Genomic DNA, 23205 nt, shown 5'->3' with positions numbered 1-23205 from the left:
AACCTCCCCTCCTCGCTCGTCCGGTCTCGTCTCGATTTCAGGCAATGCCCATCATCTTGCGCAGCGCCGCCCGGTCCGTTTCCCCGCCCGCAAAATCGTCGAATGCCTTTTCCGTCACCCGGATGATATGGCTGTCGATGAAGGGCGCGCCCTCGGCAGCACCCACTTCCGGATGCTTCAGGCAGCACTCCCATTCCAGCACCGCCCAGCTGTCATAGTCATAGGCAGCGAGCTTGGAGAAAATGCCTGAGAAATCGACCTGCCCGTCGCCGAGCGAGCGGAAGCGGCCGGCGCGCTGCACCCAGCCCTGGTAGCCCGAATAGACGCCCTGCCGCCCGTCCGGATTGAATTCGGCGTCCTTGACGTGAAACGCCTTGATGCGTTCGTGATAGATGTCGATGAAGGCCAGGTAGTCGAGCTGCTGCAGCAGGAAATGCGATGGGTCGTAATTGATGTTGCAGCGCTTGTGGCCGCCGACCGCATCGAGGAACATCTCGAAGGTCGCCCCGTCGAACACGTCCTCGCCCGGATGGATCTCGTAGCAGAGGTCGACGCCCGATTCCTCATAAGCGTCGAGGATCGGCTTCCAGCGCCTGCCGAGTTCGCCGAACGCCTCCTCGATCAGCCCCGCCGGCCGCTGCGGCCAGGGGTAGAGGTAAGGGAAGGCGAGCGCTCCGGAGAAGCTGACCGCAGCCTTCAGCCCGAGATGCTCGGAGGCCTTGGCGCCGAACATCATCTGCTCCACCGCCCATTTCTGGCGCGCGCTCGGGTTGTTGTGGACCTCGGCCGGCGCAAAGCCGTCGAACTGGCTGTCATAGGCGGGATGCACGGCGACGAGCTGGCCTTGCAAATGCGTCGACAACTCGGTGATCTCCACGCCTGCGTCGGCGCAGATGCCCTTGACCTCGTCGCAATAGGCCTTGGAGGACGCTGCCTTCCTGAGGTCGAACAGGCGCCCGTCCCAGGTCGGGATCTGCACGCCCTTGTAGCCGAGCCCGGCCGCCCATTCCGCAATGCTTTTCAATGAATTGAACGGCGCGGCGTCGCCGGCGAACTGCGCCAGAAATATGCCGGGACCTTTCAGCGTCTTTGCCATGCTCCTGCTCCCTCTCCTCAAGCGCTCACCGAATCCAGGTGGAAGGCTACAACAAACCGCCAGCCGGTTCGCCCGGATGCCTTCACCTATCAACAATCTCTCTGGTAATACCAAATAGAAGTTTCCGGTCAAGCAGCCTGTTTACCGCCCGCGCCAGCTTCACACGAGCGGAACGCCTCCATAAAGCCTTGTTTTACAAAGAATTACCTTAGGATTTGGCCTGCATGGCACCACTTCTTGCGAGCAGGTTCGAAATCGTCTAGAAATCCGCATATACCTAATTGGTCGAACCAGTTGAAACTGGCGCGCCTTGCGGGAGGAGGAACCGCTTCGCCACCCGGCGAAGCCGATTGCAGGCGAATTGTTGAAGGGAAAGACCATGCATCTTTCGACGCACAACTGGATGCGCGCCGAACCGCTGGGCAAGACCTTGGCCCGGATCAAGAAGTTCGGCTACGAAAGCATCGAAATTTCCGGCGAGCCGGCGCAATACGACGTCAAGGAAACCCGCGCGCTGCTGAACGAACACGGCATCCGCTGCTGGGGCGCCGTGACGCTGACGCTCGGCGAGCGCAACCTGGCCGCCAGGGACGAGGGCCAGCGTGCCCGCTCGGTCGACTACGTCAAGAGCGTCATCACCATGGTCAGCGAACTCGACGGCGAGATCGTCACGCTGGTGCCGGCCACCGTGGGCAAGGTGACGCCCGACGGCACCGAGGAAGAAGAGTGGAACTGGGTGGTGGACGCCACCCGCGAGTGCTTCGCCCACGCACAGAAGAAAGGCGTGCGGATCGCCATCGAGCCCCTGAACCGCTTCGAGACCTATCTGTTCAACCGCGCCTCGCAGGCGCTGGCGCTGGCCGACGCGGTGAGCCCCGAATGCGGCGTCTGCCTCGATGCCTTCCACCTCAACATCGAGGAGGAGGACATGTACGACGCCATACGGCTCGCCGGAAAGCGCCTGTTCGACTTCCACGTCGCCGACAACAACCGCTTCGCCGCCGGGCTCGGCCAACTCGACTGGCCGCAGATCATCGGCACGCTGAAGGAGATCGGCTACGAAGGTGCCGTCACCAACGAGTTCGTCGCGCCGGTGGATCGAACGCCCGCCAACAAATATCCGACCATGGTGGAGCGCAACCCGGTCGACATTCCGCCCGAGCAGCTGAAATTCATCCAGGACCATGGCTCCAGCCTGCTGACCGAAGATTTTTATGCCGACCAGATGCGCATTACGGCGGAAACCATCCTGCCGCTGATCAAGTAAGGGCCAGCCGGCGTTGCCGGCGTTTTCAAGCCTTTCCGCCTCGCCAGGGCGGGAAGGCCGAGGTGCGAGATGCGCATAAGACACGTTCAGGCATGGTGGGTTCGCGTGCCCATCCAGACGGACCGGCAACACCGTAGCGACTTCGGTCAGGTGCGGACCTTCGACGCCGCCATTTTGCGCATCGAGACCGACGACGGGCTCGTCGGCTGGGGCGAAGGCAAGAACGCGGCTGGCAGCGCAGGCACCTATGGCGCGCTCGTCCACATGCTCAACCACGAGATCGCCCCGCAGTTGATCGGTCTACATGCCGGCGACATCGGCGTCATCTGGGAGATGCTCTACAACGGCGTGCGCCATGAGACCGCAGCTGCCGCCGGCCATGCCATGCCGCAGCTGGCGCGGCGCGGCCTTTCCATCGCGGCGATCAGTGCGGTCGACATCGCGCTGTGGGACATTTTTGGCAAGTCGCTCGGCAAGCCGGTCTGGCAGTTGCTGGGCGGGCGCAAGCTGGAACGCATGCCGGCCTACGCCTCCGGCGGCTGGGCGAACGCCGAAACGATCGGCGACCAGCTGAAATCCTATGTCGAGGCCGGCGGCTTCAAGGCGGTGAAGATGCGCGTGGGCGCCATGGACGGCGCGCCGCACATCTCGGCGGAGCGCGTGCGCGCGGCGCGCAAGGCGCTTGGGCCCGGCATCGACCTCATGGTCGACGCACACGGCACCTACACCGTGGCCGAAGCCAAGCGCTTCGCCGGCATGGTCGCCGACTGCGACCTCGCCTGGTTCGAGGAGCCGGTGATCGCCGACGACAAGCCGGGCATGGCGGAGCTGCGCGCTGCCACCAGCGTTCCGATCGCCACCGGCGAGAGCGAGGCGACGCGCTATGCCTTCCGCGACCTCGCCATGCTGAAATCGGCCGACATCTTCCAGCCCGATCCCGCCTTCTGCGGCGGCATCAGCGAGGCGATGAAGATCGGCACGATCGCCAGCGCCTTCAACCTGCGCTTCGCGCCCCACCTGTGGGCCGGCGCGCCGTGTTTCTTCGCCGGGCTCCATGTCTGCGCCGCCTCGCCCGCCAGCTTCACCATCGAATATTCGCTGGGGGCTAATCCGATGATCCATGATCTGATCGAGGAGACTGTAACGGTCGAGGGGGGTATGATTGCGATCCCCGATTCTCCCGGTCTGGGGTTTACGGTCTCCGAACGGTTCCTGGAGGCCCACAAGCAGAGCGCCTGACGATGAAAGACAACAACCTGCTCGCGGAACTTGCCGCCTACCTGTTTTCCTGCTCCGACGCCGAGACCGGCCGCACCCCTTCCGAGCGCGAGTTGGCCGAGCATTTCTCGGTGAGCCGCGGCCAGATCCGCGAGGCGCTGGCGATCCTCGAGGCGATGCGCATAGTGGAGCGCCGCGCCAAGTCGGGCATCTATCTCACCACCCGGCAGGCCAGCGTGGAGGCCATGGCGCTGTTTGCCAAGGCGGGCGTGCCGCTCGACCCGATCCAGATCTACGAGACGGTGGAACTGCGCAAGATCCACGAGATCAAGGCCGCCGAACTGGCCTGCTCGCGCGCCACCGAGGAAAATTATGAGCGGCTGCGCGAGATCCTGAAGGAATCCGAGGAGCGCCTCGAAGCTGGCGAGGACCTCGCCAAGCAGGACCGCGACTTCCACCTCGAGATCGTGCGCGCTACCAAGAACAGCGTCTTCCACCGGATCTGCAGCGTCTACTACGTCATGGGCGAGCAGCGCCTGCCGATCTATTTCAACGACCCCGAGCGCGGCCGCAAATCGCATGCCGAGCACATCCAGATCTACGAAGCGCTGCTGCGCCGCGACGGCAATCTTGCCCAGGCACTGATGAGCGCGCATCTGCAGGGCGCGGAGAGCTACTGGAAGGGGCTGATCGCCGGCACCGAGATCGGCGCGTCCGGCCAGCCGAACGGCGCGGCGCCGCAGCCCGACACCGGGCGGGAGTAAAGCCGGGTGGCGGTGATCTTCTCGACTCATCCGCTGCACCCCAAGGCAACGGCCATCCTCGCCGATGCCGGCGAACTCAAGATCGCCTCGGCCCTCGACGACGCCACATTGACCCGCGAGGCGGCGGAGGCCGAGATCGTCATCGTGCGCGCGCCGCTGCCGGCCGCTCTGTTTTCCAACACGCCGAAACTGCGGGCCGCGATCCGCCATGGCGCCGGGCTCGACATGATCCCGGTGGAGGCGGCAACGCGCGCCGGGGTGCTGGTGGCCAATGTGCCGGGCGTCAATGCGCGCTCGGTGGCCGAGCACGTCATCTTCGTCACACTTTCGCTGCTGCGCCGCTTTCGCGCCATGGACCGCGACCTGCGCACGCAGGGCTGGCTTGCCGGCCGCGAACACGCCAACCTCACCAATGAGCTTGCCGGCCGCACCATCGGCATCGTCGGCATGGGCAGCGTCGGCCACGCCGTCCTTTCCATCGCCCGGCACGGCTTCTGCCTCGACGTGCTCGCCACCAGCCGCAGCGAAAAGAGCCTGCCGGATGGGGCGCGTTTCGTCGGCCTCGACGAACTGGTCGAGCAAAGCGACGTGGTCGTGCTTTGCTGCCCGCTGACGCCCGAAACCACCGGCCTGATGAGCCGCGACCGCATCGCCCGCATGAAGCCCGGCGCGCTGCTCATCAATGTCGCGCGCGGGCCGGTGGTGGACGACGCCGCACTGATGGAGGCGTTGCGCGAGGGGCGCCTCGGCGGCGCCGCTCTCGATGTTTTTGCCACCCAGCCGCTGCCGCCCGACCACCCCTATTTTTCGTTTCCCAACGTGATCGTGACACCGCACATGGCCGGCATCACCGAGGAAAGCATGGAGCGCATGGGGGTGGGCGCGGCCCAAGAAGCCTTGCGCGTGCTCTCCGGCGAGCTGCCCGTAAACCTGCGCAACCCCGAGGCGGTGGAGCATTATCGGCGGCGGTTTGGGTAGCGGGGGAGCCCTCTACCCCGCCTTGCCCAGCGCCGCCTCAACCGCGGTCGCGATGGCGAGCAGGCGGTGGTCGTGGCCGTGGCGGGCGAACAGCATCAGCCCGCCGGGAAGTTCCATGCCCGGCATGGGCAGCGAAATGGCGGTGAGGTCGAACTGGTTGGCGACCTGCGGGTTGCGCAGCACGAGATCGTCTGTGCGGTTCTGGGCGGTGATGTCGTTTTCCACCGAGGCGATGAGCGGGGCGACGATGGGCGTGGTGGGAAGTGCGAGCACGTCCACCTCGGCCAGGCGTTCGTCCATGCCGCGGGCAAGCGCTGTGCGGCGCTCGATGAGCTTTATGTAGGCGCCCGCAGACACCGTGGCCCGGCGCGCCAGCGGGCCGGCCACGCGCGGATCGACCTGTGCCGCGAGAGCCGGATCGGCCAGCCAGTCGGCATGCACGGCGGCCGCCTCGATGCCGGCAATGGAGCCGCCCCGTGTGGCGTCGATCATGGAGTCGACAAGATCGTCTATGCCGTGGTCGGCCAGGCGGGCGCCCGCGGCTTCCAGCAGGTGCAGGCTGTGCCGGAAACCGGCATCGACCGCCGGCTCCAGCCCCTCCAGCAGGCGACCCCGCGGCAGGCCGATGCGCAGGCCGGCGAGCGGCACCGCGCGCGGAGCACAAAACTCCTCGCCCGCCATGATGGCGTCGGCCAGGGCGCAGTCGGCCACGTTCCTGGCCAGCGGGCCGACCGAATCCAGCGTGGGCGACAGCGGAAACGCTCCATCGAGCGGCACGCGCCGCGCGGTGGGCTTGAAGCCGACCACGCCGTTGAGCGCGGCCGGGATGCGGATGGAGCCGCCAGTGTCCGAGCCGATGGCGATCTCGCTGGTGCCCTCGCCCACTGAGACGCCGGCGCCCGACGACGAGCCGCCGGGGATGCGGGCGGGATCGGCCGCATTGCCAGGCGTGCCGAAATGCGGATTGGTGCCGACGGCGGTGAAGGCGAATTCGGTCATGGCCGTCTTGCCGACGATGACAGCACCGGCGCGGCGCAGGCGCTGGACCACGAGCGCGTCGTGTGCTGCCGGCGGGGCCTCGCGGCGGATGGCCGAGCCAGCCAGGGTGGGCTCGCCCGCGACATCCAGCAAGTCCTTGATCGAGACGAGCCGGCCGTCGAGCGCGCCCAGCGACACGCCGGCCTTGCGGCGGGCATCGGCGGCATCTGCCGCGGCACGGGCGGCCTCGGCATAGATCCGGGTGAAGACGCGTTCCTCGTCGGCGCGGGCCGAAAGGCGTGCAAGGACGGCTTCGAGACGGTCGCGGCTAGACTGCATGGCTCCCCCAGCTTGCTTCGCTCCGGCGCGGTTGTTTAAAAGAAGTGTCGGCGTCCCGTTCCAAAGGGGCGCTATCCACCTATCCAACCACGACATTTTGGGGAAACCGGTTCCCATTTTTCGGGCATCCGGTCAAGGCGAACGCAGGACCAAGGAAAAGCACGATGCAGAAGACGATCGAGACGATCAGGGGCAATGGCGACGGGGTGGCTTACGAATTTCCCGTCTTCCGCATCGCCGGTTCGGCGCCGGACGCGCCGAACGCCTATATCCAGGCCGCACTCCACAGCGACGAGCTGCCGGGCGTGGTGGCGGTGGACGCGCTGATGCCGAAGCTGCGCAAGGCAGAGGCCGAGGGCCGCGTGCGCGGCAACCTGACCATCGTTCCGCGCGCCAACCCGGTGGGCCGCGCGCAGCAGTTCTTCGGCGCTACGCAAGGGCGCTTCCATCTCGGCACGCGCACCAACTTCAACCGCGACTTCCCACTGATCGACAGGCCGGACGCCATCCTGCTGCCGGGCGACGACACGCCGCTGAACGCCGACGAGCAGCTTAAAGCACGGCTGATCAAGCTCTCGCTCGGCCACGAGATCGTGCTGGACCTGCACTGCGACGACGAGGGCCTGCCCTATCTCTACATCCAGAGCGACCTGTGGCCGGCCATGGCCGATTGCGCCGCCTGCATGGGCGTGGACGCAGTGGTGCTGTGGAGCGACGCTTCGGGCGCCTCCTTCGACGAGGCGGCGTTGCGCCCCTATCTGAAGCTGCCGGCCGGCGAGGCGAAGCTGGAGCGCCGCGTGGTGACCACCGTGGAATATCGCGGCATTCTCGACGTGGAGGCCGGCCATGCCGAGGCCGACGCCGAAGGGCTCTACCGGCTTCTGGTGGCGCGCGGCGTGATCGAGGACAAGTCGGTGGAGACGCCGAAGGCGTTCAAAGGCGAGGTGGCGCCGATCGACCATATCGAGATGATGCCGGCGCCGGCGGCCGGCGCGATCGTCTATGACGTGAAGCCCGGCGACCGGGTGAAGGCCGGACAGCGGCTGGCGACCATTGTGGCGGCCCCCGGCGAGGAAGGGGGCCGTGTGGAAGTGCTGGCGCCGCAGGATGGATTTATCCTGACCCGCCGCGCCACCCGCTCGATCCGCGCCGGCGAGGACCTGGTGAAGCTGGTGGGCGTGGCGCGCAGCGCCGATGCGCGGTCCGGCGCGCTGGAGGACTAGGCAAAAAAGCCCCGCGCGAGGGGCCTTCGCGCGGGGCGTCAAACCCGGAACAGACCGAAAGCGGGGAATTCGGCTTTCGGGAAATGCCTGCTCCGGCAGATTTTCGAACCGCGTGCCGCCTGGCTCGTCGTAGAGAACCTACCCGGCGTGGCGCAGGCTGATACCGCTGGCGCGGTCGAACAGCACTACTTTCCTGGGGTTCCAGGCAAAGCGCACCGCTTCCTCCAGCGCCACGTCGGTGCGCGCGGGCACGGTGGCATGCAGCATGGCGTTGCCCACCCGCAGCCTGAGAATCTTTTCCACGCCGTGGTTTTCCACGTCGTGCACCCTGGCCTCCACCGGCGCGCCGGATTCCAGATGCAGGTCTTCCGGGCGGATGCCGAAGGTGAGGCCGCGCCCGTCGGGCGCAAGGGCGGCCGCGCCGTCATAGGGCAGGGCAAAGCCCGGCTCCGACATGACAGCGCGGCCGCTGCGCAGCTCGCCATCGAGGAGGTTCATGGGCGGCGAGCCGACTGAACGGGCAACAAAAGTGTTGAGCGGGTTGTTGTAGATCTCGTGCGGCGTGCCGGTCTGGACCAGGCGGCCCTCGTTGAGGACGCCGATCTTGTCGCCCATCGACATCGCCTCGATCTGGTCGTGGGTGACGAAAAGGAAGGTGGCGCCGAGATTGACCTGCAGGTTCTTCAGCTCGGTGCGCAGCGCCTCGCGCAGCTTGGCGTCGAGCGCCGACAGCGGCTCGTCCATGAGGAACACGCGCGGCTGGCGCACGATGGCGCGTCCGATGGAGACGCGCTGCATCTCGCCGCCGGAGAGCCGGTCGGTCTTGCGGTCGAGCAGGTGCTCGATGCGCAAGGTTTTTGCCACGCGCGCCACGCGCTCGTCGATCTCGGCCTGGTCGAGGCGGCGGATTTTCGGCTTGAGTGGAAACTCGAGGTTCTCGCGCACCGTGTAGCGCGGATAGAGCGAATATTGCTGCAGCACCAGCGCAACGTCGCGCTCGGCAGCCCCCCAGGCGCCGACATCGGTGCCGTCGATGAGGATCCTGCCCGCGTCGGGTTTTTCCAGCCCGGCGATGACGCGCAGCGAGGTGGTCTTGCCCGCCCCGGTCTGGCCAAGCAGGACGAAGAACTCGCCGTCGGCGATCTCCAGGTCGAGCCCCTTCAGCGCGACATGGGCGCCGAATTTCTTGACGATGTTTTCGAGCCGGATATGGGCCATGGTCAGGCGTTCTCCTGATCGACATCAAGCGAATGGCGAAGCACCCCCATCACAGCCTCACCCCCAGCGAATTGCCGCTTCTGGTGTCGAAAAAATGCGCCTGCGCCGGATCGAGGCGGGCGAAGACGCGGGCGCCGGCATGGGCGACGAATCCGCTCCGGGTGCGGGCGCGCAGCGTCTGCGAGCCTACCTTGAGATCGACGATGTCATAGGCGCCGAGCGGCTCGATGAGCTGCGCATCGACCGGCAGGAAGCCGTCCTGCGCCTCGTGCCGGACGATGATGCCCTCGGGCCGGATGCCCAGCGCGAGGCTGCCATTGGCGGCCTTCAGCCCATCGAGCCGGCCGAGCAGTTCGGCGGGAAACAAAAAGCCCTGCTGCGCGCCTTCGACGGTGACGCGGGCTGTGCCGCCCTCGGACGACACCGAGGCAGGCGCGACGTTCATGACCGGGCTGCCGACGAACTGCGCCACGAACAGATTGGCCGGATAGGCATAGACCTCGGCCGGGCTGCCGATCTGCTGCAGCACGCCTTCATGCATGATGACGATGCGGTCGGCGAGGCTCATCGCCTCGACCTGGTCGTGCGTGACATAGATGGTGGTCGAGCCCTGCTTCATGTGCAGGCGCTTGATCTCGGCGCGCATCTCCTCGCGCAGCTTGGCGTCGAGCGCGCCGATGGGCTCGTCCATCAGAAGCGCCTTGGGGCGCCGGACCAGCGCCCGGCCGATCGCCACGCGCTGCATGTCGCCGCCCGACAGCGCCGACGGCCGATGCCCGAGCAGATGGGTGATGCGCAGCGTCTCGGCGACGCTCCTCACCTCGCTGTCGACCTCGCTGCTGCTCTTGCGCGTGGCTTTGAGCGGGAAGGCGATGTTCTCGAACACGCTCATATGCGGATAGAGCGCGAAGGACTGGAACACGAAGGCGATGTCGCGGTCGGACGCCTTCATGTGCTGCACCGGCTTGCCGTCGATGAGGATGTCGCCTTGGTCGATGGTCTCCAGCCCGGCGATGGCGCGCAGCGTGGTTGTCTTGCCGCAGCCCGACTGGCCGAGCAGCACGATGAACTCGTTGTGGTCGATATGGAGGTTCAGGTCCTTGATGACCTGGACGGCGCCAAAGAACTTTTCGACGCCGCGAAGCTCGATCTGCGTCACTGCCGCGCCCCCTCGTCTCTCTGCTCCTCGGGCGCGATCTTGGAGGTGACCATGAAGCCGACGAGGCCGATCAGGATCGTGGTGACGCCATAGCGATGCAGCGCCAGACTCCAGGGCTGGCACAGCGCCGCGATGCCCAGCACCATGAGCAGGATCGAGCCGGGCTCGAAATATTTCCGGTTCAAGGCGCGCCAGCTCATTTGCGGATCGCTCCGAAGGACATGCCGCGCAGAAGATGGTTGCGCAGGAGGAAGGTGAAGATAGCGACCGGCAGCAGGAACAGCACGGTGCCTGCGGCGATCACGGTCCAGTCGGGCAGGCCCGAGCCGACCTGAGACGGGATGAAGGGGGGTGCTGTCTGCGCCCGCCGGTTGGTCATGATCAGCGCGAAGGCATATTCGTTCCACGCGGTGATGAAGCAGAACACGGCGGTGGCGGCGATGCCGGTGGCGGCCTCGGGCAGCACGATCCTGAAGAAGGCCTGCATGCGCGTGTAGCCGTCGACGAGCGCCGCTTCCTCATATTCCTTCGGGATCTCATCGATGAACCCCTTCATCAGCCAAACCGAGAAGGACAGGTTGAAAGCGGTGTAGAGGATGATCAGGCCCCAATGCGTGTCGTTGAGGCCGACCGCCCGGTACATCAGGAACATGGGGATCGCCACCACAACCGGCGGCAGCATGCGCGTGGACAGGATGAAGAACAAAAGGTCTGCCTCGCCCTTCACCTTGAAGCGGGAGAAGCCGTAGGCCGTGAGCGTGCCCATGCTGACGGCGAGCGCCGTGGAGGTGATGGCGATGATGAGGCTGTTGAGGAAGCGGCTGGGATAGCCGGAGGGCTGGATCTCGCCCTTGCCCGAGCGCACGACCTTTTCACCGCCGTCGAAGATCAGCCGCTCCCACCAGGGGGCGGCGGCATATTCCTCGGGGGTGGGCGCGGTGCGAAGCTGCGAGCGCTTTGTGAAAAGTTTCACAAAGGGCGAAATCTCCGGCTCGAACACGATGGTCGGCGGCACGGTGGTGGCGAGATTGCGCGGCTTGAAGGCGGTGGAGGTGATCCAGTAGATCGGCGCCAGGAAGACCAGCGTAATGACCAGAACGGCCGCGATGGCGAGACGGTTGAGCGCGACTTCGCCGCGCGTGCGAACTGCGGCCATGTCAGCGCCCCCCCGGCGTTGCGTTGCACTTCAGACCCCCACCCCTTACCCCTCCCCACAAGGGGGAGGGGGTCGTCAGCGTCTCAGAATCCCCCTCCCCCTTGTGGGGAGGGGTAAGGGGTGGGGGTAAAGGCAAGGACTGCCCGATCAAAGAACTGACCGAAGGAACTCTCATCTCAGCGCTCCTTCACCTTGTTCAGGTACTTCACGTAGATGTTGGTGATGGCGATGACCATGATGAGCACGATGTAGGCCAGCGCGCAGGACCGCCCGGTCTGCCATTCCTGGAACGCCATCTTGTAAAGCCGGATCGAGATGACCTCGGTGGTGGGCTGGCTGGTCAGGATGTAGGCGAGATCAAAGGTCTTGAACGCCTCCATGGTGCGAAAGATGATGGCGATCATCAGGATCGGCGCCACCAGCGGGAGCGTGATGCGGAAGAAGGTGTAGAAGCTGCCCGCCCGGTCGATGGCCGCTGCCTCGTAGAGATGTTTCGGCACCGCGGACAAGCCCGCCAGCGACAGCAGCATGACGAAGGGCGCCCACATCCAGATGTCGGTGATGGCGACCGCATAGAGCGCCATGTCCGGATTGGCGAGCCACTCGAAGGTGCCCAGGCCCAGCGCATGGTTGATGATGCCGAAGGACGGGTCGTAGAGCAGCTTCCAGAACAGGCCGACGACGGCCATGGACAGCATCATCGGCAAGAGCAGCAGCGTGGTCAAAAGCCCCTTGAAGGGGATTTGCCGGTTGAGCAGAAGCGCCACCCCGAAGCCGACCAGCACCTGCCCGGTCACCGAGACGATGACGTATTTGGCGGTGATGGAAAAGTTCGACCAGATGAAGGGGTCATTGAGCAGCTCGCGATAGTTCTGCAGGCCGACGAAATTCGCCTCGGCGTTGGTGGAGGCGCGGAAGTCGGTGAAGGAATAATAGAGCGAATAGAGCAGCGGAAAGATGTTGAAGACGATCAGGAACAGGATCGTCGGGATGATGAAGAGGTTGCGGATCGAGAGATCGCTCATGCCGCGCGCGGCGGCCCGGGAACCCGGATCCAGCGTTGTCATGACTGCGGTCGCCAAGGCGTCGTTCCCCTGCAATGCCGGAAATGATGGAGGGGGCGGGCTGCGCCCCCTCCGACGCTTCTGTTGCCGCTATTCGCCGCGGCCGTATTTGGCGAAGGTGGCCTTCCAGTCGCCAGCCAGCGCGTCGAGCACTTCCTTGGACGTGCCCTCGCCGCCGACGATGTGCGGATAGAGGCGCTGGTTGAGCTGCTGCAGCAGCTCGGCATATTCCGGCACCGCCCAGAAGTCCTTCACCTTGAACATGGTCTCGTAGAAGGCCTTGTTGTACGGCGTCGCATTCTGGAACTCGTCGGACTGGAGCACGGCCGCGCTGCAGGTGTAGCCGCCGAGTTCGGCCCACTTCTTCTGGGTCTCGTCCTTGATGAACCATTCGAGGAATTTCATCGCCTCGTCCTGGTTCTTCGAATAGGACACGATCGAGATGCCCTGCCCGCCGAGCGCGGCGAACTGGTCGCCGTCGGGGCCGGGCGGATTGGCGAAGAAGCCGGTGTTCTTGGCGTGCGGGTTGGTGGCCTCGTTGAGCAAGGACGGGAAGAAGGCGAAGTAGTTCATGCTCATCGCCGCCAGGCCCTCGGTGATAGCCTGGTTGTTTTCCACGAAGAAGGTCTTGGCCCAGCCCGGAGGCGTGTACTTGTAGAGCTCCTTGTAGGCATCGAGGGCTGCCACCGCCTTGTCGGAGTTGATGTAGCCGTCGACCTTGTAGGTGGCCATGTCGCCCAGCTCGCCGCCATAGGAGAACAGCGCGTTCTCGAAGCCCATCGCCATCGCGTCATAGGAATTGTCGGTGTAGATGGCGATGCCGTAGCGCTTCTCGTCCGGGCGGTGGAAGAACTCGGCTATGTCACGCAGCGCCTTCCAGTCCTTCGGCGCGGCAAGGTCGTAACCGTACTTGGCCTTGAAGGCCTCCATTTCCTTCGGGTCTTCGAACCAGTCCTTGCGATAGGACCAGCCGACGGCGTCGCCCTCGAGCGGGATCGCCCAGTACTTGCCGCTGTTGCCGGGATATTCGGCGTAATATTTCACCGTGGCCGGGGCCATGACCTCGCCAAGCTTGTGCTTGTTGAAGAAGTCGGTGAGATCGACATAGTGCCCGCCGGTGGAGCCGGCGCCGAGCCACTGGCTGTCGCCGACGATCAGGTCATAGGCATCGCCCTTGGCGTTGAATTCAGTGAAGGCCTTGGTCTGGAAATCGGCCCAGGGCGTCGTCTCGACAGTCACCTTCACGCCGGTCTCGGCTTCGTACAGGTTAACGAGTTCCTGGAGGTAGTTGGCCGGGTCCCATTCGGCCCAGAAGATGGTGAGTTCCTGCGCGAACGCCGATGTGCTGCAGGCAAGCGACAGGCCTATGCCGGCAAACATGCCGGTCAGTGTCTTGCGCATTTGAGTTCCTCCCTTGTGCGCACTCTACCTTCTTGTCGAAGCCGCGCCGGACCGATGGTCGCTGGCTGCTCCGGGTAGTCTCAATGCACTGCTTGGGAACCGCCATCCCGCCGGTTCTAAATCGATTTAGGCTTTGACGCCCAATCCGCTCCTCCTCCAAAATCTGGTATTACCAATTGGCGCCAAGCCGTCAAGTGCTTTCTTTGGCAAGCAGTATCGTAGCAGACCGAACCGCCATGTCCTTCCATCTGGCAGGACCAGTTGTGGGTTGGCCGCCAGAAAATTCGCCGTCGACTGTGCAGCGTAACAAAACTGACACGCAACTGACACGGCCGTTTCATGATGCTCCGTTAGCGGACTCCCCCAGAGGCTGGAACAGCCAAACGGGGAAAGCACCATGCTGGAAATCCGCAACGTCTCGCGTCGCTTCGGCAAGAAGACCGCCGTGGACAGCGTCGCGCTCGACATCGAACAGGGCCAGATGGTCGGCATCATCGGTCGCTCCGGCGCCGGCAAGTCGACCCTTCTGCGCATGATTAATCGCCTCATCGACCCCTCCGATGGGGCGATTTTTTTTGATGGCAGGCAAGTGTCGGCCCACAAGGGCGCCACGCTTCGCCGCTGGCAGCGCGACTGCGCGATGGTGTTCCAGCAGTTCAACCTGGTGCCACGCCTCGACGTGCTGACCAACGTGCTGCTCGGGCGTCTGAACCACCGCTCCACCGCGCTCAACCTGATGGGCATCTTCTCCCGCGAAGAGCGCGCGCTGGCGCTTGCCGCGCTGGAGCGGCTGGACATCGCCCAGACCGCGCTGCAGCGCGCCGGCACGCTTTCCGGCGGCCAGCAGCAGCGCGTGGCCATCGCCCGGGCCCTGATGCAGCAGCCCAAGCTGATCCTCGCCGACGAGCCGATCGCCTCGCTCGACCCGATGAACGCCAAGGTGGTGATGGACTCGCTGCGCGACATCAATCTGCGCGAAGGCATCACCGTCATCACCAACCTGCACACGCTCGACACCGCGCGCACCTATTGCAACCGCATCGTCGGAATGGCGGGCGGCAAGGTGGTGTTCGACGGCCCGCCGGAAGAGCTGACGCGCGACGCCGTGCGCCTGGTCTATGGCGCCGACGCCAATGGCGAGGAAATTTCGGAAGCCATCACCTCCACCAGCATCCGCCCCGAGCGGCTGCGCAAAATAGAATCCGCCGGAAGCCTGGTGCCCGCCTTTGCCGGGCACTGAACGACCGTGATCGTCTCGCCCGCGTGAAGGGCTGCTAGCAGTCGAAAATGCAATCCGACTTAACAGGAGAGAACTCCATGTCGCTCAAGAAAGCCCTTCTGGGCGCGCTCGCCCTCGCCCTTTCCTGCGGCACCGCCGCCCGCGCCGAAACCCTGGAAACCTTCCGCGTCGGCATCCTCGGCGGCGAGAACGAGGCCGACAGCCTTCGCAACTACCAGTGCCTCGCCGACAAGCTGCCGGCCGCCATCGGCGTCAAGGAAGTGAAGCTGTTCCCGGCCACCGACTATGACGGCGTCATCCAGGGCCTGTTGGGCGGCACGCTCGACTATGCCGAGCTCGGCGCCTCGGGCTATGCCAAGATCTATCTCGCCAACGCCGACGCGGTCGAGCCGATCCTGACCACGGTGCAGACCGATGGCTCGCAGGGCTACTACTCGATCATGGTCGCCCGCAAGGATTCCGGCATCAAGACTCTCGCCGACATGAAGGGCAAGAAGCTCGGCTTCGCCGACCCGGACTCGACCTCGGGTTACCTGATCCCGGTCACCTCGCTGCCCAAGGACCTCGGCAACGTCGCTGTGAAAGAATTCTTCGGCGAGACCGGCTTCGGCGGCGGCCATGAGAACCTCGTGCTCGCCGTCAAGGACGGCAAGTTCGACGCTGGCACCACCTTCGGCTCGGGCGTGGGCGATTTCGACGAGGGCTACACCTCCGGCAACCTGCACAAGATGGTGTCCAAGGGCATGATCGACATGAAGGACTTCGTAGAGCTCTGGAAGTCGCCGCTGATCCCGAACGGCCCGATCGTGGTGCGCACTGAGCTCGACGCCGACCTCAAGGCTAAGTTCAAGCAGTTCATGGTCGACCTGCCGAAGACCGACCCGGCCTGCTTCTCCGCCATCCAGGGCGGCGACTTCACCAGCTACACCGAAGTCACGCCGGAATTCTACCAGCCGATCATCGACGCCCGTAAGGCGCAGATCGGCGGCTGATTGTCCTCCCAAGGGCGCTGCGGGGGTGAGGCTTCGGCCTTACCCCCTCATCCGCATTTCATGGCAGGGCCAATCGGTTGCGGCGGTAGGGCAATTGCACATGGCGCGACCTACCCCCACTCCGCCTCGCTTCGCTCGGCACCTCTCCCCCTCAAAAGGCGAGAGGAAGGGTGCCAGCCTTGCGGACGGCGCTTCCTCTCCCCCGTCGATCGGGGGAGAGGTTGTTTGCTAAGCAAACCGGAGTGGGGGTCGAAATTCCATATGCGATCGCCCTGCCCAAGCATCCATCCTTTCCAAAACCCAGTCTGAGTTGGAGACGGCATGAGCCAGACTGCCCACACCCTGTCCGCCGAAGGCATGGCCATCGAGCGGCACTGGCATGAACTGGCGGCGCGGCGCCGTCTCTACTCAGCCCTCATCGTCGGCGCATTGGCGGTGGCACTCGGCGCCTCGCTCTGGTTCGCCAATGAATCCAATGCCGGCAAGTTCTTCGACCGGCTGCCGCACTTCTTCGACTTCGTCGGCGATATGCTGCCCCGCGACGGCCTCGAGGTGTGGCGCGCGCTGTTCGACCTGCCCTCCCCCTATTTCGACGGCAGCCTGAAATACGACTACCCCGAAGGACGGGTCCATCTGTTCGGCTCGGGCTTCTACGTGCCAGAATATTTCTACAAGATGCTGGAGACGCTGAACATCGCAGCGCTCTCGACGCTGATCGGCTTCGTCTTCGGCTTCCTGCTCTGTTTCCTCGCCGCCAAGAACCTGGTGACCAGCCGCGCATTGCGCTTCGTGGTGCGGCGCTACATGGAAATCGTGCGCGCCTTCCCCGAGATCGTCATTGCCGGCTTCTTCGCCGCAGTGCTGTCGCTCGGCGCCATCCCGGCCATTCTGGCGGTGGGCATCCACACCATCGGCGCGCTGGGAAAACTGTTCTACGAAGTGGTCGAGAACGCCGACATGAAGGCCGAGGAGGGCCTGCGGGCGGTGGGCGCCAACTGGTTCGAGCGCGTGGGCTTTGCCATCGTGCCGCAGGTGATGCCCAACTTCATGTCCTACGCGCTGCTGCGCTTCGAGATCAACGTGCGCGCTTCCACCATCATCGGCGCCGTGGGCGGCGGCGGCATCGGCGAGGAGTTGCGCCTTTCGATCGGCCGCGGCCACGAGGCCAAGACGCTCGCCATCATCCTCCTGCTCTTCGTCACCATCGTCGCCGTCGACCAGCTTTCGGCCTGGCTGCGCCGCAAGCTGGTCGGCGCGCAATCCTTCGACTTCGGACGCTGACCATGACGCATCTTTCCGCCACCCAATTGTCCGAGATCGAAAGCCGCCATCCGGAGGTGTTCCACCGGCCGCTGCTGAAACGCTCGCTGCCCCTTCTGATCGCGCTCGGCACGCTCGTCTATGTCGTCTATTGCTGGTGGTTCTTCTCCATCGGCACGGTGATCGCCGGCGGCCAGTGGGACCGCGCCGAGATCTATGCGCGGCAGTGGTATTCCTACGACCTCAGGCCCACGATCCGCTTCTCGGGCGACGAGGCGAAGGTCACCTGGCCGCGCTATTCGCCGCTGGGCGACAATCCCAGCCCGGACTGGCTGGTTCAGGACGGCCGTAAGGTGACCGTGGACTTCGGTTCGGCCGGCCGCATCGTGGCCGATGCCAAGCTGGTCGAGGTCGAGCATCGCGGCGAGAAGCTGACGGTGGTTATCGAACCCACGGGCGCCAAGCCGCAGGGCGAACTGCCCGCCTGGGCAACGCTGCGCGAGGACGAGGTGAAGGCCGATTTCGGCTTTGCCGGCGAAGTGCGCATCATGCCCGAGCGCGTGTCGTTGAGCCGCCGGTTCTTCGGCTGGCCGAACTTCCTGTTCGATCCGCGCTCGCCCTTCTGGGGCAAGCCGCTGGCTGAAGTGGCGGGCCTGATCATCTCGGGCGAGCGCATCAAGCCCGAGATGTCGAATGCGGCGCTTGCCTTCGACAACATCTGGAACAACTCGCAATGGCAGCATGGCGACGTCTGGACAAAACTGTTGCAGACCATCGTCATGGCCTTCGTGGGCACGCTGTTCGCCTCCTTCATCGCGCTTCCGCTGGCCTTCATCGCCGCGCGCAACATCACGCCGAGCTTCCTCGCCAACCAGGCGACAAAACGTTTCTTCGACTTCCTGCGTTCGGTGGACATGCTGATCTGGGCGCTGTTCTTCACCCGCGCCTTCGGGCCGGGGCCGCTGGCCGGCATCTCGGCGATCTTCTTCACCGACACCGGCACGCTCGGAAAGGTCTATTCCGAGACGCTGGAAAACATCGACGACAAGCAGCGCGAGGGTGTGCGCTCGGTGGGTGCCTCGCCGGTGGTGGTGCAGCGCTATGGCGTGATGCCGCAAGTGCTGCCGGTGTTCGTCAGCCAGGCGCTGTATTTCTGGGAATCGAACACGCGCTCGGCCACCATCATCGGCGCGGTGGGTGCGGGCGGCATCGGCCTGAAGCTCTGGGAAGCCATGCGCACCAACTCGAACTGGGCCAACGTCGCCTACATGGTGCTGCTGATCCTGATCGTGGTGTTCATCTTCGACAACATCTCCAACGCGCTGCGGCGCCGGCTGATGGAAGGCGGCGCGGGACGCTAAGTCTGCCTTTGCCTCTCGCCTGAATTCGCCTAATCTGGTCCGACCAGATAGACTGGCGGCATTCAGGGAGGGAAGCGATGAATATTGCAGCGGGAACGAGCCGGGAAGGCAGCGCGCCGTTCGACCACGCAAAGCTCGACCGGCTGATGGACGAGGCCGGCATCGACGTGCTGGTCGCGACATCCAAGCACAATGTGCAGTACCTGCTCGGCGGCTACAAATTCATCTTCTTCTCGGCCATGGATGCGATAGGCCACAGCCGCTACCTGCCGGTGCTGATCTATGAAAAGGGCCGGCCCGAACATGCCGCCTATATCGGCAACCGCATGGAAGGCGGCGAGCATCACAACAACCCGTTCTGGACGCCGACGGTGGAGACCGCGAGCTGGGGCTCGGTGGATGCCGCCACGCTGGCTGCCGGACATCTGAGGAAGATCGGCAGGCAGGGCGCGCGCATCGGCATCGAGCCGGCCTTTTTGCCCTCGGACGCGCATCATGTGCTGGCGCAGGCGCTGGGCAACGAGAGACTGGTGGACGCCACCGGCACCCTGGAGCGGCTGCGCGCGATCAAGACGCCGCAGGAACTCGACCTGCTTCGCCAGGCCTCCGAGCTGATCACCGACGCGATGCTTGCGGTGTTTTCCGGCCAGCGCGCGGGCGCGAGCAAGCGCGAGATCGTCGAGGCGCTGCGCCGCGAGGAGACCAATCGCGGGCTGCAATTCGAGTATTGCCTGATCACCATCGGCGCCAGCCACAACCGGGCGGTGTCGCCTCAGACCTGGAACAAGGGCGAGGTGCTGTCGCTCGATTCCGGCGGCAATTTCCACGGCTATATCGGCGACCTCTGCCGCATGGGTGTGATGGGCGAGCCCGACCAGGAACTGAAGGATTTGCTGGCCGAGATCGACGCCGTGCAGCAGGCCGCCTTTTGGCACTGCCGGCCCGGCGCCCTGGGCGGCGACATGATCGCCCACGCCGAAGCGGTGCTGAAGGCCTCGTCGGTTGCCGCCTATACGGATTTCTTCGCGCACGGCATGGGGCTGATCAGCCATGAGGTGCCGTTCCTCATGACCAACCACCCGGTAGCCTATGAGGGTGTCGATGCCGACAGGCCGCTTGAGCCCGGCATGGTGCTGTCGGTGGAGACCACGATGCTCCACCCCACACGCGGCTTCATCAAGCTGGAGGATACGGTGGCCATCACCGAGGACGGCCACGAGTTGTTCGGCAAACGCGGCCGCGGCTGGAATGTGGGCGGCTGAGGCGGCTCAGCCCGCCAGCGCTGCCAGCTTCTCGGCCTCTGCCAGATCCTCCACCGTATTGGCGTTGAAGAACGGATCGACCGGCTCGGCCGGCCAGGACACGGTGGCGAGCGGGTAGCGCGCCGTCCAGCGGTCGATCTTGCGGATGTCTTCCTCGACCAGAGCATGGCGCAGTTCCTCGCGCAGCGCCACGCTCCACAGGCCGATCACCGGATGCGACTGGCCGGCCGAGGCCGCTACCGCCAGCCTGGCGCCTTCTGCGACACGCGCGCCGTGCAGCCGTGCCACCAGATCGCGCGGCAGGAAGGGGCAGTCGCCGGCAACGCTTGCCACCCATTGCACACCGGGCCGCATTTGCGCGGTCCAGTCGAGCGCGGCGAGTATGCCGGCGAGCGGTCCGGGAAAATCGGCCACGCTGTCGGCCACCACGGGCAGGCCGAAGGCGGCAAAGCGCGCCGGGTCGCCATTGGCGTTGAGGATCAGCCCGTCGCATTGCGGCTGAAACCGCTCGATAACGTGGTCGAGGATGGTGCGCCCGCCGATGGCGCGCATCGGCTTGTCGCCGCCGCCCATGCGCCGCGCCAGCCCGCCGGCGAGGATCACGCCGATCGTTTCGGTGTTCGTTTCAGTCATCGTGCTCCGCGCCCTTGCGATGATGCCGGGGGGCTTCCTCCTCGACGGAAGCGAGGTCCTGGTCGAACACGATCCGCTCTTCGCCCGACACGGCGATGAAACGCTTTCCGCGCGCGCGGCCCACCAGCGTCAGCCCCGCCTGCCGGGCGAGCGAGACGCCCCAGGCGGTGAAGCCGGAGCGCGAGACGAGGATGGGTATGCCCATGCGAACGGTCTTGATCGTCATTTCCGAGGTCAGCCGGCCGGTGGTGTAGAGGATCTTGTCGGCCGGGTCGACATCGTGGAGGTACATCCAGCCGGCCAGCTTGTCGACGGCGTTGTGGCGGCCGACATCCTCCATGTAGCAGAGCGGCCGGCCCTCCCGGCACAGCACGCAGCCATGGATGGCGCCGGCGGCGAGATAGAGCGAAGGCGTGGTGTTGATGGTCTTGGTCATCTCGTAGAGCCAGGAGGTGCGCAGCTCCGCGTCCGGCAGATCGATTTCCTCCAGCGCTTCCATCAGGTCGCCGAAGGCGGTGCCCTGCGCGCAGCCCGAGGTCAGCGTGCGCTTCTTCAGCTTGTGCTCGTAATTGGTGTGGCGCTCGGTGCGCACCACGGCCACCTGCAGCTCGTCGTCATAGTCGACGCCGGTCACCACGTCGTCAGGCTTCAGCATGTTCTGGTTGAGCAGGTAGCCGAGCGCCAGATATTCCGGATAATCGTTGATCGTCATCATGGTGACGATCTCCTGCGCGTTGAGATAGAGCGTCAGCGCGCGTTCCACCGGCACCATCACCTCGACGATCTCGCGGGTGTGGTCGATGCCGATGACGCGCTCGGTCAGGCGCGGGTCTTCCGGGTGGGGCAGGATCACGGCCGGGTCGGCCTTGGGTTTAGTCTGCTGCATGACGCTCTCGTCCCTGCTCGCATCGCTTGACCCCCAGTCTATAGCCTGTTCAAATCCAGGCCAATCTTGAAAGGGCGAGTGCCCTTTCGGGATAAGCTCAGGCCGGCCTTCCCGCCCGGCGAAGACCGGAGGGAACAAGACCATGGCGCAACTTTCCGACGACTGCTTCGCCTTTGGCGGGTCGCTGATGCCGGTGGACGAGGCGGTGGCGCTGATCGCCTCCCGGCTGAGGCCGGTTGCCGAGACGGAGATGGCGCCGCTGGCCGAAGCCGACGGGCGCGTGCTGGCAGAAGATCTCGTCGCACCCTTGCCGCTTCCGCCCTTCACCAATTCGGCCGTGGACGGCTATGCCCTGCACGGCGCCGACCTTCCGGCGGAGGGGGAAGCCGTTTTTCCCGTTTCCGCCCGCGTGCAGGCCGGCATGTCGTCCGCCGCCCCCATCGAGCCGGGACAGGCCGTGCGCATCTTCACCGGCGCGCCCATGCCCGAGGGCGCCGACACCGTGTTCATGCAGGAGGATGTGCGGCTGGACGAGGCCGGCGGCGTGATCCTGCCGGCGGGCCTCAGGCGCGGCGCCAATGTGCGCCCTGCGGGCGAGGATATTTCTGTCGGCAGCACGGTGCTGCGCGCCGGGCAAATTCTGCGGCCGCAGGACGTGGCGCTGGTCGCCGCGCTGGGACTTACCGAGGTTTCCGTGCGCCGGCGCGTGCGGGTGGCTGTGTTTTCCACCGGCGACGAGATCGTCGCGCCCGGCAGCACGCGCGGCCCGGCGCAGCTTTTCGATTCCAACCGCTTCATGCTGCGGGCCATGCTGGCCCGGCTCGGCTGTGCCGTCACCGACCTCGGCATATTGCGCGATGAAGGCGACCTGATCGCCCGCGTGCTGGCCGAGGCCGCGGCCGCGCACGACCTGATCCTCACCTCCGGCGGCGTCTCCACCGGCGAGGCCGACCATGTGAAGGCCAGCGTGGAAAGCGTCGGCTCGCTGGTGTTCTGGCGCGTTGCGATAAAACCCGGCCGGCCGGTCGCCATGGGCGTCATCCGTGGGGCGGCCTTCATCGGCCTGCCCGGCAATCCGGTGGCGAGTTTTGTTACTTTCGCCCATGTCGCCCGCCCTGCGATCCGGGCGCTGGCCGGGGCGAAACCGGAAACCCTGCTGGCGATGCCGCTGCGCGCCGCATTCTCCTATCGCAAGAAGGAAGGCCGGCGCGAATATGTGCGGGCAAGCCTGCGCAGGGGCGCAGATGGAGCCTATGAGGCGGAAAAATTCCCGCGCGAGGGGGCGGGGCTGCTGTCCTCGCTGGTCGACACTGACGGGCTGGTCGAGCTCGGCGAGGAGGTCACGGGCGTCAAGCCCGGCGATATCGTGCGCTTCCTGCCCTATTCGAGCCTGCTCTAGGCATGCGATTGACCATATGGCGCCCGTGGCTCATCGTAGGCGCGACATGACGACGAAGCTTGACCTGAGCGGATTGAAATGTCCCTTGCCGGCGCTGAAGACGCGCAAGGCGCTTCGCGGGCTTGCCCCGGGCGAACGCATCGAGGTCGTCTGCACCGACCCGCTCGCTTCCATCGACATTCCCAACCTGCTCGCCGAGACCGGCGACCTGATGATTGCGACGGAACGGCAGGCCGGGCGCATGGTTTTCGTGATCGAGAAGGCAGGCGAGGCCCCCGATGGTGGGGGTTGATTTACCTAGCGTCACCTGA

General features: G+C 65.3%; 22 protein-coding genes. 12 read left to right on the top strand and 10 right to left on the bottom strand.

Annotated features, from left to right (window positions below; all coding sequences use genetic code 11):
* Positions 1-37: 37 nt before the first annotated feature.
* Complete coding sequence (locus ABLE86_RS15440; protein ID WP_348779837.1) at positions 38-1096, bottom strand: sugar phosphate isomerase/epimerase; 1059 nt, start codon at positions 1094-1096, stop codon at positions 38-40.
* Positions 1097-1475: 379 nt separating this feature from the next.
* Between ABLE86_RS15440 and ABLE86_RS15435 the strand changes: the two genes are divergently transcribed.
* The 4 genes from ABLE86_RS15435 (at position 1476) to ABLE86_RS15420 (ending at position 5323) form a co-directional block, all read left to right on the top strand.
* On the top strand, positions 1476-2363 hold the full coding sequence (locus ABLE86_RS15435; protein ID WP_348779836.1) for a sugar phosphate isomerase/epimerase family protein: 888 nt from the start codon (positions 1476-1478) through the stop codon (positions 2361-2363).
* A gap of 69 nt (positions 2364-2432) precedes the next feature.
* On the top strand, positions 2433-3602 hold the full coding sequence (locus ABLE86_RS15430; RefSeq protein ID WP_348779835.1) for a mandelate racemase/muconate lactonizing enzyme family protein: 1170 nt from the start codon (positions 2433-2435) through the stop codon (positions 3600-3602).
* A 2-nt stretch (positions 3603-3604) separates the two neighbouring features.
* On the top strand, positions 3605-4345 hold the full coding sequence (locus ABLE86_RS15425) for a FadR/GntR family transcriptional regulator (protein WP_348779834.1): 741 nt from the start codon (positions 3605-3607) through the stop codon (positions 4343-4345).
* A 6-nt stretch (positions 4346-4351) separates the two neighbouring features.
* On the top strand, positions 4352-5323 hold the full coding sequence (locus ABLE86_RS15420; protein WP_348779833.1) for a hydroxyacid dehydrogenase: 972 nt from the start codon (positions 4352-4354) through the stop codon (positions 5321-5323).
* Positions 5324-5335: 12 nt separating this feature from the next.
* On the opposite strand, the gene ABLE86_RS15415 is transcribed toward ABLE86_RS15420, so the two are convergent.
* Entirely contained in the window at positions 5336-6640 is a 1305-nt protein-coding gene (locus ABLE86_RS15415) for an amidase (protein WP_348779832.1), read from the bottom strand.
* A 164-nt stretch (positions 6641-6804) separates the two neighbouring features.
* On the opposite strand from ABLE86_RS15415, the gene ABLE86_RS15410 reads away from it, so the two are divergent.
* Positions 6805-7863 (top strand): succinylglutamate desuccinylase/aspartoacylase family protein, encoded by a 1059-nt coding sequence (locus tag ABLE86_RS15410; RefSeq protein ID WP_348779831.1) that lies wholly within the window; start codon positions 6805-6807, stop codon positions 7861-7863.
* Between the two features lie 138 nt (positions 7864-8001).
* On the opposite strand, the gene ABLE86_RS15405 is transcribed toward ABLE86_RS15410, so the two are convergent.
* The 6 genes from ABLE86_RS15405 to ABLE86_RS15380 all read right to left on the bottom strand — a co-directional run bounded on the left by ABLE86_RS15405 (position 8002) and on the right by ABLE86_RS15380 (position 13861).
* Complete coding sequence (locus ABLE86_RS15405) at positions 8002-9081, bottom strand: ABC transporter ATP-binding protein (RefSeq protein WP_348779830.1); 1080 nt, start codon at positions 9079-9081, stop codon at positions 8002-8004.
* A gap of 49 nt (positions 9082-9130) precedes the next feature.
* On the bottom strand, positions 9131-10240 hold the full coding sequence (locus ABLE86_RS15400) for an ABC transporter ATP-binding protein (RefSeq protein WP_348779829.1): 1110 nt from the start codon (positions 10238-10240) through the stop codon (positions 9131-9133).
* The gene (locus tag ABLE86_RS15395; protein WP_348779828.1) at positions 10237-10440 is read right to left on the bottom strand and encodes a hypothetical protein; all 204 of its coding nucleotides are present in this window, start codon (positions 10438-10440) and stop codon (positions 10237-10239) included. The genes ABLE86_RS15400 and ABLE86_RS15395 overlap by 4 nt, the downstream gene beginning before the upstream one ends.
* Positions 10437-11396 carry a carbohydrate ABC transporter permease gene (locus ABLE86_RS15390; RefSeq protein WP_348779827.1) on the bottom strand — a complete coding sequence of 320 codons (960 nt, stop codon included), beginning with the start codon at positions 11394-11396 and terminating at the stop codon, positions 10437-10439. Before ABLE86_RS15390 ends, ABLE86_RS15395 begins: the two co-directional genes overlap by 4 nt.
* A 176-nt stretch (positions 11397-11572) precedes the next feature.
* Positions 11573-12478 (bottom strand): sugar ABC transporter permease, encoded by a 906-nt coding sequence (locus ABLE86_RS15385; protein WP_348779826.1) that lies wholly within the window; start codon positions 12476-12478, stop codon positions 11573-11575.
* Between the two features lie 72 nt (positions 12479-12550).
* Positions 12551-13861 (bottom strand): extracellular solute-binding protein, encoded by a 1311-nt coding sequence (locus ABLE86_RS15380; RefSeq protein ID WP_348779825.1) that lies wholly within the window; start codon positions 13859-13861, stop codon positions 12551-12553.
* Between the two features lie 397 nt (positions 13862-14258).
* Here ABLE86_RS15380 and phnC point away from each other — a divergent pair, with 397 nt between their 5' ends.
* The 5 genes from phnC to ABLE86_RS15355 all read left to right on the top strand — a co-directional run bounded on the left by phnC (position 14259) and on the right by ABLE86_RS15355 (position 19976).
* The gene (gene phnC / locus ABLE86_RS15375; RefSeq protein ID WP_348779824.1) at positions 14259-15101 is read left to right on the top strand and encodes a phosphonate ABC transporter ATP-binding protein; all 843 of its coding nucleotides are present in this window, start codon (positions 14259-14261) and stop codon (positions 15099-15101) included.
* A 77-nt stretch (positions 15102-15178) separates the two neighbouring features.
* A complete protein-coding gene (gene phnD, locus ABLE86_RS15370; RefSeq protein WP_348779823.1) occupies positions 15179-16093 on the top strand; it encodes a phosphonate ABC transporter substrate-binding protein in 915 nt (304 codons plus the stop codon).
* 321 nt (positions 16094-16414) lie between these two features.
* Positions 16415-17374 (top strand): phosphonate ABC transporter, permease protein PhnE, encoded by a 960-nt coding sequence (gene phnE / locus ABLE86_RS15365; protein ID WP_348779822.1) that lies wholly within the window; start codon positions 16415-16417, stop codon positions 17372-17374.
* A gap of 2 nt (positions 17375-17376) precedes the next feature.
* Positions 17377-18714 carry a phosphonate ABC transporter, permease protein PhnE gene (phnE, locus tag ABLE86_RS15360; RefSeq protein WP_348779821.1) on the top strand — a complete coding sequence of 446 codons (1338 nt, stop codon included), beginning with the start codon at positions 17377-17379 and terminating at the stop codon, positions 18712-18714.
* A gap of 77 nt (positions 18715-18791) precedes the next feature.
* Positions 18792-19976 carry a Xaa-Pro peptidase family protein gene (locus ABLE86_RS15355; protein WP_348779820.1) on the top strand — a complete coding sequence of 395 codons (1185 nt, stop codon included), beginning with the start codon at positions 18792-18794 and terminating at the stop codon, positions 19974-19976.
* A gap of 6 nt (positions 19977-19982) precedes the next feature.
* Here ABLE86_RS15355 and mobA read toward each other — a convergent pair whose 3' ends face one another.
* Positions 19983-20609: a molybdenum cofactor guanylyltransferase MobA gene (gene mobA / locus ABLE86_RS15350; protein ID WP_348779819.1), complete on the bottom strand. Its 627-nt coding sequence runs from the start codon at positions 20607-20609 to the stop codon at positions 19983-19985.
* Positions 20602-21495, bottom strand: a complete 894-nt coding sequence (locus tag ABLE86_RS15345; RefSeq protein WP_348779818.1) for a formate dehydrogenase accessory sulfurtransferase FdhD — start codon at positions 21493-21495, stop codon at positions 20602-20604. Before ABLE86_RS15345 ends, mobA begins: the two co-directional genes overlap by 8 nt.
* 142 nt (positions 21496-21637) lie before the next feature.
* Between ABLE86_RS15345 and glp the strand changes: the two genes are divergently transcribed.
* The gene (glp, locus tag ABLE86_RS15340; protein WP_348779817.1) at positions 21638-22894 is read left to right on the top strand and encodes a gephyrin-like molybdotransferase Glp; all 1257 of its coding nucleotides are present in this window, start codon (positions 21638-21640) and stop codon (positions 22892-22894) included.
* A 46-nt stretch (positions 22895-22940) separates the two neighbouring features.
* The gene (locus ABLE86_RS15335) at positions 22941-23186 is read left to right on the top strand and encodes a sulfurtransferase TusA family protein (protein ID WP_348779816.1); all 246 of its coding nucleotides are present in this window, start codon (positions 22941-22943) and stop codon (positions 23184-23186) included.
* Positions 23187-23205: the final 19 nt, after the last annotated feature.

The sequence above is a fragment of the Mesorhizobium sp. KR2-14 genome, assembly GCF_040049255.1.
Lineage (GTDB): Bacteria > Pseudomonadota > Alphaproteobacteria > Rhizobiales > Rhizobiaceae > Pseudaminobacter.
Note: the sequence above shows the minus strand (reverse complement) of the source record. Positions and strands in the feature narration are given on the sequence as shown.